The 13,134-nt window shown below is 57.0% G+C and carries 11 protein-coding genes; 5 read left to right on the top strand and 6 right to left on the bottom strand.

The genetic code is table 11. The annotated features are described in order from the left end of the window. The first annotated feature begins 24 nt into the window (after nt 1-24). Complete coding sequence (locus tag ACFPM8_RS08025; protein WP_378996852.1) at nt 25-1,284, top strand: cytochrome-c peroxidase; 1,260 nt, start codon at nt 25-27, stop codon at nt 1,282-1,284. Between the two features lie 13 nt (nt 1,285-1,297). Here the strand turns inward: ACFPM8_RS08025 and ACFPM8_RS08030 are convergent, their stop codons facing one another. Beyond that, nucleotides 1,298-2,194, bottom strand: a complete 897-nt coding sequence (locus tag ACFPM8_RS08030; protein WP_378996855.1) for a TIGR01777 family oxidoreductase — start codon at nt 2,192-2,194, stop codon at nt 1,298-1,300. Between the two features lie 264 nt (nt 2,195-2,458). Next, nucleotides 2,459-2,764 carry an ArsR/SmtB family transcription factor gene (locus ACFPM8_RS08035; RefSeq protein ID WP_378997432.1) on the bottom strand — a complete coding sequence of 102 codons (306 nt, stop codon included), beginning with the start codon at nt 2,762-2,764 and terminating at the stop codon, nt 2,459-2,461. Between the two features lie 92 nt (nt 2,765-2,856). Here ACFPM8_RS08035 and ACFPM8_RS08040 point away from each other — a divergent pair, with 92 nt between their 5' ends. After that, a complete protein-coding gene (locus tag ACFPM8_RS08040) occupies nt 2,857-3,945 on the top strand; it encodes an NADH:flavin oxidoreductase/NADH oxidase (RefSeq protein WP_378996857.1) in 1,089 nt (362 codons plus the stop codon). Between the two features lie 202 nt (nt 3,946-4,147). Here ACFPM8_RS08040 and ACFPM8_RS08045 read toward each other — a convergent pair whose 3' ends face one another. The 3 genes from ACFPM8_RS08045 to ACFPM8_RS08055 all read right to left on the bottom strand — a co-directional run bounded on the left by ACFPM8_RS08045 (nt 4,148) and on the right by ACFPM8_RS08055 (nt 7,153). After that, nucleotides 4,148-5,032 (bottom strand): amino acid ABC transporter substrate-binding protein, encoded by an 885-nt coding sequence (locus ACFPM8_RS08045; RefSeq protein ID WP_378996859.1) that lies wholly within the window; start codon nt 5,030-5,032, stop codon nt 4,148-4,150. Between the two features lie 210 nt (nt 5,033-5,242). Further along, nucleotides 5,243-6,310, bottom strand: a complete 1,068-nt coding sequence (locus tag ACFPM8_RS08050; RefSeq protein ID WP_378996861.1) for an NAD(P)H-dependent flavin oxidoreductase — start codon at nt 6,308-6,310, stop codon at nt 5,243-5,245. 12 nt (nt 6,311-6,322) lie between these two features. Beyond that, a complete protein-coding gene (locus tag ACFPM8_RS08055) occupies nt 6,323-7,153 on the bottom strand; it encodes a nucleotidyltransferase domain-containing protein (RefSeq protein WP_378996863.1) in 831 nt (276 codons plus the stop codon). A gap of 615 nt (nt 7,154-7,768) precedes the next feature. On the opposite strand from ACFPM8_RS08055, the gene ACFPM8_RS08060 reads away from it, so the two are divergent. The 3 genes from ACFPM8_RS08060 (at nt 7,769) to ACFPM8_RS08070 (ending at nt 11,387) form a co-directional block, all read left to right on the top strand. After that, nucleotides 7,769-8,209, top strand: a complete 441-nt coding sequence (locus tag ACFPM8_RS08060; RefSeq protein WP_378996865.1) for a ProQ/FINO family protein — start codon at nt 7,769-7,771, stop codon at nt 8,207-8,209. A gap of 58 nt (nt 8,210-8,267) precedes the next feature. After that, complete coding sequence (locus tag ACFPM8_RS08065; RefSeq protein ID WP_378996867.1) at nt 8,268-9,431, top strand: heavy metal-binding domain-containing protein; 1,164 nt, start codon at nt 8,268-8,270, stop codon at nt 9,429-9,431. 144 nt (nt 9,432-9,575) lie between these two features. After that, nucleotides 9,576-11,387 carry an L-lactate permease gene (locus ACFPM8_RS08070; protein WP_378996869.1) on the top strand — a complete coding sequence of 604 codons (1,812 nt, stop codon included), beginning with the start codon at nt 9,576-9,578 and terminating at the stop codon, nt 11,385-11,387. A gap of 72 nt (nt 11,388-11,459) precedes the next feature. Here the strand turns inward: ACFPM8_RS08070 and ACFPM8_RS08075 are convergent, their stop codons facing one another. Continuing rightward, on the bottom strand, nt 11,460-13,064 hold the full coding sequence (locus ACFPM8_RS08075) for a flavin monoamine oxidase family protein (RefSeq protein WP_378996871.1): 1,605 nt from the start codon (nt 13,062-13,064) through the stop codon (nt 11,460-11,462). Nucleotides 13,065-13,134 lie beyond the last annotated feature (70 nt).

Genomic DNA, 13,134 nt, shown 5'->3' on the forward strand with positions numbered 1-13,134 from the left:
CAATGCATGCTAGTCTCCCCCACCATGAAACTAAAACAACTACTCATTGCCGCCGCCGCAACCGGACTCGCCCTCATCGGCTGGCAAGTTAACCGGGCCAGCGTATCCGCCCCCCAGTCAAGCCCCGCCCCCGCTTATCGTCAAGCCGCTTATGCGCCGCAGAAGACCCGGCCGACGGTGGAGGCGATGACCAATCTTGGACGCTTGATGTTTTTCGACCCGGCCTTGTCGGCATCGGGAAAACAAGCTTGCGCCACCTGCCACAGCCCCGACCATGCGTTCGGCCCGCCCAACGATTTATCGGTGCAACTGGGCGGAAAAGACATGACGCTGGTCGGCACCCGTGCCGTGCCGTCGCTGCGTTATATGCAGAACGTGCCGCCGTTCACCGAGCACTATCATGACGATGATGGCGACGACAGCATCGATGCCGGGCCGACCGGCGGCCGGACCTGGGATGGGCGCGCGGATTCGGCGCATGACCAGGCCCGGATTCCGCTGCTGGCGATCCATGAAATGGGCAATGCCAGCCAGGCCGAGGTGGTCGGAAAACTGAAAAAAGCCAGCTATGCAGGACAGTTTCGCGCCGCTTTCGGCAATGATGTTTTCGATCGGACTGAGCAAGCATTCCAATCGGCATTGATGGCGCTGGAGGTATTCCAGGAAAGTCCCGTCGACTTTTACCCGTACAGCAGCAAGTACGATGCTTTTCTGCGCAAGCAGGTAGAACTGAGCCCGCAGGAATTGCGCGGCCTGGCGCTATTCAACGATGAGCGCAAAGGCAATTGCGCCTCCTGCCATATCAGCGCGGTAATGCCGAATGGCGCATTCCCGCAATTCACCGATTACGGATTGATCGCGATCGGCGTCCCCCGCAACAAAAAGATCCAGGCCAATGCCGATCCGGCCTACTTCGATCTGGGCCTGTGCGGACCCGACCGCACCGATTTCACCGACAGGAAAGACTATTGCGGACGCTTCAAAACGCCGACCTTGCGCAATGTCGCCTTGCGCCACACTTTTTTCCACAACGGAGTTTTCCACAACCTGGAGGAAGTCATGCGGTTTTACGTCCAGCGCGATACCCATCCGGAAAAATGGTACCCGCGCAATCACGCTGGCAAGGTACAAAAATTCGATGACCTGCCGCCGGCATACCACGGCAATGTGAACGTCGAACCGCCATTTGACCGTCAGCCCGGCGATCAGCCGGCGCTGTCGGATGCCGAAATCAAGGATGTGATCGCCTTCATGAAAACGCTGACCGACGGTTATCGGCCTTAGTAGTTCACTAGAACTATCGGATCAAATCCCGCAGCGCATCATCGAGCGTCGGGAACGAAAAGCGATAGCCGATCGCCTCCAGCTTGGCGGGCAGCACCCGTTGACCGCCGAGCAGCAAATAGGCCCGGCTGCCCAGCAAAAGCCGCATCAACCAGCCGGGAGCCACAAACACGGCCGGGCGATGCAGGGCGTGCGCCAGTTTGCTCGTGAACTCCGCATTGGTGACTGCTTCGGGCGCGTTCATGTTAAACGGTCCGCGCGCATCGGAGTTCTCCAGCAGCTGGAGCACGATGGCCACGTAATCGTCTATGTGAATCCAGCTCATCCACTGCCTGCCGTCGCCGATCCGGGCGCCCAGGCCCAGCCTGAACGGGAGCAGCATGCGCCCCAGAAACCCACCAGTGCCATCGAGCACCAATCCGGTGCGCAAGGTACAGACCCTGACATTGAAAGCCGCCGCCCTTTGAGCGGCCTGCTCCCATGCTTTACATAATTCTGAACTGAAGGCTGGCGAAGGTCCGGCAGACTCGCTCAATTTGATATCGCCGCGATCGCCGTAATAGCCAACCGCGGAACCGCTCAGGAGAGTGGCAGGCTTGACTCTTGCGCCTTCTATCCGGCGCACCAGTTCCTCGGTCAATACAACGCGGCTTTGCCACAATTTGGTTTTTCGTTGCTCGGTCCAGCGCGCATCGACGATGGGTTCACCAGCCAAATTGATGACGGCATCGAACATGTCGTCCGGCCCCCATTCAGCCAGCGAGGCTATTGGCGTTACGGCTGGCCCGCATTTGTCTTTGACTGATTCCGGCTTTCGGCTGAATACCGATATTTCATGACCTTCTCGCAGTAAAGCGGCGCATAAGCGCCGCCCGATCAAACCAGTTCCGCCGGTAATGAGAACGCGCATGTCAATCTGCTCCGCAATGCCATTGCTGCAATATACGCCAAAGCATCCGCAGCGGAGAATGAAGGCGCTGGTGCGAATTGACCGCTGCGCCGGTTCTGGCCGACCGATTGTGCTGATCCGCGCTGCCCCATCCTGATGGCGTTGATCTCACGGTTCATGAATGACCGACTGATGCGTGTTGCGACGGACAGCAACGACTCAAAGCGGACATTCAACCATCTACTTCTATCTTCAAGACATTCGCCTGTTGTATGGCAAAGGCCCTCAAGAAGTTTGCTGTGCCAATATCGCCGACAACAAGCCTGGAAAGCGACCTTCAATGTCCGCACGTCGTAGTGTATTCATATGATTCGTGCCGCTGCTCTCCGTGAACACCAATCCAGCTTCACGCAACACCTTGAAATGATGAGAGACAGTGGACTTGGGACGTCCTCCGTCCAGCTCACCGCAGGTTGCTGCCTCAACGCAAGCAAGATGTCGAACGATGTCGAGTCGAATGGAGTCGCTCAATGCGTACAGCACACGTTCGAGGGAAAACTCACTAGCGGCAGGATGTTTGAATGGGCGCATGAGCACCATCATACACTTTGGATTATAATTATTCCATTGTTCGTATATCTTCGAACTAACGAATAAATACTCCACTTTCGTAAAGGTCATCCATGTCTGCCCTGTTTCAACCATACAAGCTTAAAGGCGTTACCCTGCGCAATCGTATTGCTGTCCCGCCAATGTGCCAATATATGGCGGTCGATGGACTAATCAATGACTGGCATCAATCGCACTACGCAAATATGGCGCGTGGCGGCGCCGGACTTGTTATCGTTGAAGCAACTGCCGTTTCTCCCGAAGGACGCATCACACCGGGTTGTACCGGTATCTGGAACGATGATTTGGCACAAGCGTTTGTTCCTGTTGTGCAGGCCATCAAGGCAGCGGGCTCAGTACCTGGAATTCAAATTGCTCACGCGGGCAGAAAGGCGAGCGCCAACCGCCCTTGGGAAGGAGACGACCATATCGCTGAAGGCGATGAGCGTGGTTGGCAGACGATTGCTCCCTCAGCAGTTGCGTATGGAAAAGGCTTGCCCAAGCTCCCTCGAGCGATGACATTGGATGACATCGCTCGCGTGCGTCAGAACTTTGTTGACGCAGCCAAGCGGGCGCGTGATGTTGGGTTTGAATGGCTGGAACTCCATTTCGCGCATGGCTATCTGGCACAGACCTTCTTTTCCGCACATTCGAATCATCGTGACGACATCTATGGCGGTAGCGTCGAGAACCGCGCACGCTTCCTGCTCGAGACGTTGAAAGCAGTACGTGAAGTTTGGCCAGAAAATCTGCCGCTAACTGTACGCTTTGGTGTTATTGAATACGATGGACGTGATGAGGAAACACTGCTCGAGTCGATTGGCCTTGTGCGCGATTTCAAAGCCGCTGGCATGGACATGATTAGCGTCAGCATCGGTTTTACAATTGCTGAAACCTCGATTCCGTGGGGACCGGCTTTCTTGGGGGCGATTACTGAACGCGTTCGACGCGAAGCGGATGTGCCTGTATCTTCAGCATGGGGCTTCGGCACACCGGAGATTGCCGAGCGCGCCGTCAAAGAGCAGCAACTCGACGTCGTCATGGTGGGAAGAAGCCATTTGGTCAATCCCCATTGGACCTATTCCGCTGCAAAGGAGTTGGGCGTTGAGCGTGCTTCGTGGACGCTACCGGCACCGTACGCGCACTGGCTCGAACGTTATTAAATGAAAATGGCGAACCAGGGTTCGCCATTTCCTTATCCACTGGTGGTGCATGATTTACCCGGAGTGACCGCTTCTGACCTAATTGCGCCGGTCGCCCTACGCATCTGCGAGCAAGCGATGCAGAGAATACAAAAATGGAAGCCGGACTGCGCTTCCATTTGTATGCCGAGCAGGCCAAACGCGGCCTGACAGGATCTGCCGCTTAGTTACCGACCTTGTCCGACGGGTAAGCCAATGAATCGCGCAACAGATAACTCATCGGCATGTTCAAATTGGTGCCTTTGGGGCCGTTCGGTTGCTGGAACCAGTAGTCATAGAGCCTCTTGAATTCGCCATCGTTAATCAGGCGCGCCATCTCGCCATCCACCAATTTTTTGAAGCCCGGATCATCCTTGCGGAACATCAGCGAGTACGGTTCGGTTGACAGCGGATCGCCGACTACAGCAAAGCTGGCAGGATTTTTTGCGTTCGAGCGCAGGCTATACAGCAGCACGTCATCCATCGCGTAGCCATCGGCTTTGCCCTGATCGACCAGTGAGAACGATTCATCGACATCGCGCCCCTCCATGACCTTGATATTGAGCGCACGTACATTGCTGCGCGCATTGATCAGATCGATGGTGGTAGTGCTCTTGGTAACGACGATGGTCTTGCCCCTCAGATCCGACCAGTTCTTGATGCCCTTGTCGCTCTTCACCAGCATTTTGACGCTGGAAAAAAAGTGCGGCACGGTAAAGGCGACGCGGCCACGACGCTCGGCGTTATTGGTCGTCGAGCCGCATTCCAGATCGGCCTTGCCTTCGATGATGCTGGTGAAGCGGGTGCTCGAATCGACCGGCAGATACTGCACTTTCAAATTCGGCAGTTTCAGTTCGCGCTTGACCGCATCGGCGATTTTCAAGCACAGGCCGATTGAATAGCCGGTGATCTGCTTGTTTTCATTGGTGTAGGAAAATGGCGCGGTCTCACGATACGCGAGCGTGATGCTCTGACTTTCGCGAATCTTGGCAAGGGTATCGCCAGCCGTTGCGGCTAGCGGCGTCAGAATACACATCAAGGTCAAACCATGCTTAATCACACCACGCATAACAAAAGCTCCAATGAGTCGCTCGGTCGCCACTGGCGCAGCCAAAGCCGACAACCGAAAAGTTGATTGGGGTGAACATTACCCCCGTGCAAATGTATCAGAAATTCCAGCCGGTGCGGCCTTTTTGTTGCATATGTAATAAATTTGTTACGCTTTTTTGTTGGGCTTGCAAAACACCTGGAATCGCTGCCGCGATTTCAGGTCGGTCTATCACTGATTGGGCAGCAGCGCCTGCAGTTCGTCCGCCAGGGTCTTCACCAGTTCTGCCGCCGGCATCGGACGCGCCATCGCTACGCCCTGCCCGGCCCACAAGGACATGAACTCCGGGCGAGCGAGTTTGGCGGCGGCCTGCCGCATTTCACCGGTCAGCGCGTTCTGGACCGGATAAGGCGGGACTTCCTGTTCGAACGGCCGCATCCGCTCCATGAACTGATTGACGATGCCGCGCGCATACCGACCTGAGAAAGTGCGCGTCAGGCGCGTACTGTCGTCCCGCGCCTTTTGCAGCTGCTGCCGCCAGGCTTGAGCGATGCCCGATTCCGGACAGCTCAAGAAGGCGGTGCCGAGTTGCGCCGCCTGCGCGCCTAGCATCAGCGATGCCGCAATGCCGCGTCCGTTCATGATGCCACCAGCCGCAATGACGGGAATTTTTACCGCCGCCGCAACCTGCGGGACAAGCGCCATCAGGCCGATGCAAGACTGTTCAAAATCGCCCAGGAAAGTCGCGCGGTGACCGCCGGCCTCCGAGCCTGAGGCGCAAATGAAATCGGCTCCGCCCCTTTCCCATGCTTGCGCTTCCGCAACCGTGGTCGCGGTGCCGATGACCAGAGAGCCGGCGCGCTTGAAGCGGGATACGGTTTCGCTGTCGAGGATGCCGAAAGTAAAGTTTACAACCGGCGGCGCGGCCTCCAGCAGCGCACTGACTTGATCGCGGAAATCCTCGCAGAATTTGTCCGGAACCGATGTCGGGCCGAGCCCGAGTTCGGCCCGGAACGGAGCGAGCAAATCCTGCGCCGCCAGCACTTCGGCGGCCGCCGGACGCGGCGGCTCTTGCACGAACAGATTGACATTGAATGGACGGTTGGTCAGGGCCCTGATTTTCGCCACGTTTTCGATGATCGCCGCTGGCGCCAGCAGCGCCGCGGCGTAAGAACCGAGTGCCCCGGCGTTGCTGACGGCGACCGTCAGCTCCAATGGCGAGCCGCCGTTCATCGGTCCTTGCACGATCGGATGATCGATGCCGACCGCTGTCTTGAATGCAGAGTAGCGAATAGTCATGTTTGCGATGTCTCAGATTAAAGGGAGGGCGCCGCCAAGCACGGTATCGTGCAGCAAGCGATCCAGCACGGTGAAGTCCCGCTCTTCCTGTTCGGGTGGCGGGAACGCATGGCTCAAGCGGTCGAGATGGAATTCGAGAAATTGATTTATGACCGGCATCGCCAATCCCTGCTCGGACTCCAGCGCTTGCCGTTTGATCGTCAATAGTTCTTCAATCGCATTTTTCAGCGCGCTATCGGTGACGATGGCGTCAACCAGGTCCTGAAAGCGCATCGGCACCACGCCGCGCTGCTGCTCTATCCACAGGCAAGCGAGCAATGGCCGCAACACATACAGATATTTTTTGAGGCGAACCAGATCGCCGCGCAAATGCTCGCGATAATTCTTCTTCGCCATATGCAGATAGTGATGGAACGAGCGCTCAGGCCGATACACTTGTTCGGCTGCAGCACGCACCGCGCCCAGGAACGCTTGATCGGCTCGATAGATGACCGGCGACGACAGCCATTCCACCACCGTGGCATTGCCGTTGCGGAGCAGGCCCAATGCCTTGCGCAAATCCCAGCCGCTGACATCGTAGACATCGTTGATCGGCAGTTCGATCACATCGCGCCCCGGGAAAACGGTCAGATACCAATCCACTTGGTGCACATAGATAAAGCGCACGTCGTAATCGCTATCGGGCGAAGCGAAGCCCCAGCCACGGCTGCCTGATTCACAGGCGAATAGCACTTTTACCGAATGTTCGGCCTCGACCCGGGCAAGGGTCGCTTCAATTTCGATACGTACTAGCGGATCGATCGGGTGTTCATTGTCCTGAAAGTCATACTTGTTACCGGTCATAGAGCTATTTCTTATCAAATCAAATGTTTCAAATGTTGCGCTAGTGTATTTGAATGATCGCGCTCTACCAACTGCAATTCTGATGCCGCTCTGAGATTTTTTTGGCGCACAAACGCAACCAAGCTCCGCGGCGGACGGAAGGAGCATTCAGACAGCAATTTACCTGAACGAAAACCGGTTCCGGCATGAACATTCAATGCTAAGGCGTCATATCCTGCGACCGGGTATCGGCAGGCTTGGTACTCAACGGCAGATGCTCCGTCGCACAAAACTCGGTATCCGCAGCCGCAATGCATGCTTCAAAAGCATCCGCATGGTCTGCCGAGGCGAATACGTAAATCGTGTCATCGACTTGAATCTCAGTCGGGGAAATTCGAATAGTAGCCATCGGTAACCTTTCTAAATTCCGTATCAATGATTGGAAATCCTAGCATGAATGAACCGTCAATATTGCCCCCGCTCCCACGATGCACGCGTTGCGCGGCGTGACATAAAACCCGTGGCCGGCAGTCTGCCGGCGGCGCCAAAGCCTCTTGGATCGGGCTCATGCTCGCAGCTTGGAACGGCTCCGTGCTATGCTGCGCAACCCGGAATATCTAGTACACATTATTGTTAATGAATACCACCAACCCTACCCTCAGCCCTTTTCAGTCCGCACGCATCCTGCTCAAGCAATTTCAAGAGAAATTCGCCGCTTTCCGCGAGTGCATGCCGCTGGCCATTGGCATCGACAAGCAGCTTATCGCGCAACTCCCCGAGCTTGACCGCAAGACTATGCGCACCGCGCTGGGGATTCACACCAACTCATTGCGGTATCTGAAGGTAATGGCGAAGGCGACCGTCAGATTTGACCTCGACGGCAATGCCGCCGGCGAAGTCACCGAAATCCATCGCACCCACGCATCCCAAATTCTGCTGGAGCGTGCAAAAAAAGATGCCGAGCTGCGCAAAGCTCAGCGCAAGGCAGAAGAAGCTCAACGTGAATTAGATCAGGCAGCGCGCCAACGCGCCGAGAAATTGAGCCAACTCACGGCGAAATTCTCTCGCGGCAGCTGATTCGGCCAAACACATGCCGTAAATCGACAATCGCATTTCCAACCAAGGAATCCTGCATATGCTGCAACCGAAGGTCACTGGCTTATCTGGTAATGAAATCTATTGCATGCACCTGAAAGGATTCACGCCCGCCGGGATTGTGGTTGGCAACAGCGTGCAGTCTATGGGTGTCCTCGGCAGTCTGGGCTCTGCCTTCCGAGGAGCCTTGGGTGGCGAGGTTCCGGCGATAACCGACATGATCCATGCCGGACGCGAAGCGGCGTTTGAACGGATGACCAAAGAGGCCGAACGCGAAGGCGTGCATGGCGTGGTTGGCGTCACTTCGGAACTGCGAGCGCTGGCAGGAAATTCCGAGTTCCTCTTTGTCGGATCAGGGGTGCTTGGGCACAGTACAAGCAGGATGTTCACCAGCGCCGGCGATGCGCAAGAACTGTATTGCCACATGGATGCCGGATACCAGCCGATCCACTTTGCCTTTGGAAATATCGCTTACTCGGTCGGCGTGGTGGGTGGAATCACCGGCACCTTAAAGACGATGGTGCGTGGAGAAATCAAGGAATTCAGCGACATCTTCAACGCCACCCGGCATCACGCGCTTGAGCGCCTGGTTAACCAGGCCAAGAAGGTAGGCGCCAACGCCGTCATCGGCGTCAAAACCAACGTCAAGAAATTGAACGGCATCCATGAGATGTACATGACCGGCACGGCAGCCATGCATCCCAGCCTGCCCGCCGCATGCTACGACTCACCGGTTTCCAGCGACCTGACAGGCGAAGAATTGTGGTCGATGACCAGCCTTGGTTACGCACCGGTCAAGCTGTTGATCTCCACTTCGGTCTATTCGCTCGGCGCCATCGGCGGGCTGAAAGCCATGTTCAAAGGGTTTATCAAAGGCGAGATCAGCGACTTGACCACGCTGATCTACGATGCCAGAGAGAACGTGTTCGACCGCTTGAAGTCGGATGCAGCGGAAGTCGGCGCGGAAGAAGTGGTCGGGACCAAAACCTACATTGTCGAACTCGGCTCGGGCTTGATCGAAGTGATCGCGATAGGAACTGCTGTTCGCAAGTTACCCGGCTTCAGCGTCGTCACCCCCTCCCTTCCCTGCCAGGCGATTATCCGAGACAAGGACACGTGGATCAGTGGCGACAGCGGCTTCGATCTGCAATCGACACGAGCCGGCGGCTCTGACTCGCAGGCCACACGACGGGCCGGCGGCTGATTTTCATATCGCACGACCGGCCACAAGCAGCCCTCCAGCAATTATCCGAAGCCGCGGCAGCGATTGACAGATTGGTAGATTGACACTTGCAAAAGTGTGAACAAAAATGATAGGTAACACTGCGTTCCGCCACGAGGAGAATGTATGTATTACCAAAGTTACAACCCGATGGGGAACGTGTTTCTTTCCACCCTGGTAGCAGCGGTCCCGATTGCCGCTTTGTTGTACTTCATTGCCCTTCATCCACATCGCGACGTCCAGGGAACCAAACGCCTGGGCATCCCCGCTCCTTACGCGGCATTGTTCGGCGTAACCGCCGCTTTCCTGGTTTCCTGCATCGCCTTCAAGATGCCGCTTGCCGCAGCGGCGTCGGCTTTCGCACTGGGCTCGCTCTCGGGATTCCTGGGGATCATATGGATCATTCTGGGCGCGATGCTGCTCTACACGATGACCGTGGTCACCGGGAAGTTCGAGATCGTGAAGGAATCCATCATTCAAATCTCCTTCGACCGCCGGCTCCAGTGTGTGCTGATCGCCTTTTCTTTCGGCGCGATTATCGAGGGCACCTCTGGCTTCGGCACGCCGGTGGCGATCGCCGGCGCCGTGATGGTGGGCCTGGGATTCAAGCCGTTCCAGTCCGCCGTGCTGAATCTCCTCGCCAACACCGCCCCGGTCGCCTGGGGCGCGATCGGCACACCGATCGTGGTGCTGGCGTCCGTCAGCGGCCTGGACCAGGTCACGCTCTCCGCCATGGCAGGTCACCAGTTACCCTGGATCTCGATGCTGGTGCCGTTCTGGCTGGTCGCTGTTTTTGTGAAGATGGAGGGCGGCACGTGGAAGGAAGTGTTCGAGGTGTGGCCGGCCACGCTGTGCGCCGGCGGGTCGTTTGCGCTGATGCAGTATTTGGCCTCTGGAACCAATCAATTCCACCTGATGACCGATGTCGTGTCGGGCGTTTTCTCGGTCATCTGCACCGCTTTGTTTTTGCGCTTTGTCTGGCATCCGAAGACCCGCTTCCTGCTGAAATCGGAGCGCGAGGCGCTCGCGAAAACCGGCGCGCCTGCAGCCGTCACGACTGACCGCAGCGCCTGGAAATACTCGTACAGCGTGGGGGAAACAATCTACGCCTGGCTGCCGTGGGCCATTTTGATCATCTGCTGCGCGGTATGGGGCATGCCCGAATGGAAGAAGTATCTGAATGCGCTGTTCTCCGGCATCGCATTCAAGACCACACTGCTAGGCTCGCCGTTTACCGGCACCCTGTCCTTGCCGACCTGGGATATGCCGGCGCTGCACAATCTGGTGCAGCGCACCCCTCCGGTGGTTGCGGCCAGCGCCAAGCCCGAGGCGGCGCGTTTCGTCATCAACTGGCTGTCGGCCGCGGGGACCGGCGTGTTCGTTGCCGCGATCTTGTCCGGCTTGGTTCTCAGATTGAGCGCAGCGCAGTGGAAAGAGGCCGTGGTCCGCACCGGACGCCGCATGGCGACACCGGTGGTGGTCATCGCGCTGGTGCTGGGACTCGGCTTTCTGACCCGCTACTCGGGCACGGACGCGGTGTTGGGTCTGGCTTTCACCAATGCCGGCCCGATGTATCCGTTCTTTGCCGCCTATCTGGGCTGGCTGGGCGTCTTCCTGACCGGCTCGGACACGGCATCCAACGCCTTGTTCGGCAGCCTGCAGCGAATCACGGCGCAACAGCTGCATCTGAATGAAATCCTGATTGTGGCGACCAACTCAACCGGCGGCGTCATGGGCAAGATGATAGACGCCCAGTCCATCATGGTGGCCTGCGCCGCCTGCTACGACGATCCGCACGAGCGCGCGCATGCGCTCGGACCGATTTTCCGCAAGGTGTTCTGGTACTCGATCGCCGGCGCCGCCATGATCGGCGTGATCGCCATGCTGCAAGCCTACGTCTTCCCGGGTGCGATCCCGATACCGCCGCTGCCCAAGTGATCACTAGTGGACACTCGATACGCAATATGAAAAGCCCGGCATTTGCCGGGCTTTGTTTCATTCCAGACTGAATTACGGTTTCTTTAATCTCTCCAGCCCAAATTTCGCCAGCATCATATCCGCAGTTTGCAGCGCTCCCTCCACCCAACCCTGCGCATCGGAATAGGCTTCGCCGCAAATATACAAGTGTTGCTGACTGAACGGCTGGATGATTTTCTGTTTCACTTCCCAGCTTTTTACGCCGATGTTCCAGCTGTTCCAGCCGCCGCCGAACGGGTCGTCGCCCCAATCGCGGAAGCAGGCGTCCTGTACTTTTGGTGTGTAGCTCAAGCCATGCATGGTTCCAAGCTGGCGCGCCACTTCGGTCACCATGCGGTATGGCGCCTGATATTGGTCCCAGGTCAGTTCCGGATTGTGTTTCCGGTTTTCGGCGACAAACGGTTCGTCCACTTTGGCGACCTGCTGCCCCTTGGATTTGTATTTATGCCGCTGCGGCCGCAAGCCGTCCCAGAATCCGGTATTGTCGCCGTCGTCATAACTGGCCAGTAGCATGGCGGGTCCGGTTTTAACCGGTGCGCCATTGCTTTTCGGCCAATAGTAGGTTTGCCGTACCGGTATGTCGGTCACGCTGCGCCCGGCTTGTACCGGCACCACGGTACCGTCAGGTTCGGTGTATCCGGCAGCGCGCCACCATGGACTGGTATAGGTGGTAAATAACTTAAACAAGGGACGCGGAGTGACCGAAGCAATCAAGCCGTTGATTTCTTGCAGAATCGGGCTGCTGTCGGCCAGCAAATCCAGCGAGCGGCGCGGCATCGCCAGGATCAGGGAATTGGCGCGGACCGACCTGCCGTTGACCTGAAATTCAACTGCGCCGTCCACACTTTGAAGCGCCGATACGCTGCTGTTTATCCGAACTTCACCGCCCGCATCAGTGAAGAATTTAGCCAGAACCTGCGGCACCTGCTGGAAACCCTTGGTGAAGCCCTCGTACACAGAATCGGCCCCAAAGTCGGACAAATACCAGGGAATGGCGTCGGCGGCGTTCCAATTGCTCAAGGTCGAGTCGTAACCGCCCGCATCCATTGAATATTGATACGATTCGCCGTTAATGACCCGCATCAATACATTCCAGAACCCCTGCTGATACAAGGGCTTGCCGGCGAAACTGGCTTGCTGCGCCATTTCGCGGCGCTGCTCTTCGCTTAACTTTTTATTGGTAATGCCCGGCACAATCTGCTCGATCGCATTGATCATGATGGAACCGGCGGTTTGCCCGTGATTCGGGAAGCCAAGCCGGTACGGCACTTTATCCGGATTGCTGGTGAAGTCGGACAGGCGCAAATACGTGCCACGCAAATAGGCGATGTTTTGCGGTTGGTCGACCGGGAACGGATAAGTCGTAATTTGTTCGTTCTCCGGCAGCGCCTTATTCAGCACCTTAAGCAAGGTGCCGATCAACGGCTGCACCTCGGGCAGAATCCGCATGCCGCCCAGTTCCGCCACCATATCGGGAATGCCGGGCGGCGTGACCGACAGCAAGCGGCCGCCAATATGGTCGCTTGCTTCAAACACCACTATTTTTTGTTTTGGATTGGCTTGTTGCAGCCGCCATGCGCTATACACGCCAGAAACGCCGCCGCCGACGATGGCGATATCAATTTTTTCATCTGCCATGATGCATATCCCTTTTTTTATAAGTAAATGGACAAACGAATCCCAGGAGACTGGCGGATAGCATGCCAAT

The organism is Paraherbaspirillum soli (genome assembly GCF_042654985.1).
Taxonomy (GTDB): domain Bacteria; phylum Pseudomonadota; class Gammaproteobacteria; order Burkholderiales; family Burkholderiaceae_D; genus Paraherbaspirillum; species Paraherbaspirillum soli.

What these genes read in the sequence shown, in the direction of transcription:
- ACFPM8_RS08055 (WP_378996863.1), bottom strand. Translation starts at nt 7,153, where the DNA reads ATGACCGGTAACAAGTATGACTTTCAGGACAATGAACACCCGATCGAT.
- ACFPM8_RS08030 (WP_378996855.1), bottom strand. Translation starts at nt 2,194, where the DNA reads ATGCGCGTTCTCATTACCGGCGGAACTGGTTTGATCGGGCGGCGCTTA.
- ACFPM8_RS08070 (WP_378996869.1), top strand. Translation starts at nt 9,576, where the DNA reads ATGTATTACCAAAGTTACAACCCGATGGGGAACGTGTTTCTTTCCACC.
- ACFPM8_RS08025 (WP_378996852.1), top strand. Translation starts at nt 25, where the DNA reads ATGAAACTAAAACAACTACTCATTGCCGCCGCCGCAACCGGACTCGCC.
- ACFPM8_RS08040 (WP_378996857.1), top strand. Translation starts at nt 2,857, where the DNA reads ATGTCTGCCCTGTTTCAACCATACAAGCTTAAAGGCGTTACCCTGCGC.
- ACFPM8_RS08075 (WP_378996871.1), bottom strand. Translation starts at nt 13,064, where the DNA reads ATGGCAGATGAAAAAATTGATATCGCCATCGTCGGCGGCGGCGTTTCT.
- ACFPM8_RS08035 (WP_378997432.1), bottom strand. Translation starts at nt 2,764, where the DNA reads ATGCGCCCATTCAAACATCCTGCCGCTAGTGAGTTTTCCCTCGAACGT.
- ACFPM8_RS08050 (WP_378996861.1), bottom strand. Translation starts at nt 6,310, where the DNA reads ATGACTATTCGCTACTCTGCATTCAAGACAGCGGTCGGCATCGATCAT.
- ACFPM8_RS08065 (WP_378996867.1), top strand. Translation starts at nt 8,268, where the DNA reads ATGCTGCAACCGAAGGTCACTGGCTTATCTGGTAATGAAATCTATTGC.
- ACFPM8_RS08060 (WP_378996865.1), top strand. Translation starts at nt 7,769, where the DNA reads ATGAATACCACCAACCCTACCCTCAGCCCTTTTCAGTCCGCACGCATC.
- ACFPM8_RS08045 (WP_378996859.1), bottom strand. Translation starts at nt 5,032, where the DNA reads ATGCGTGGTGTGATTAAGCATGGTTTGACCTTGATGTGTATTCTGACG.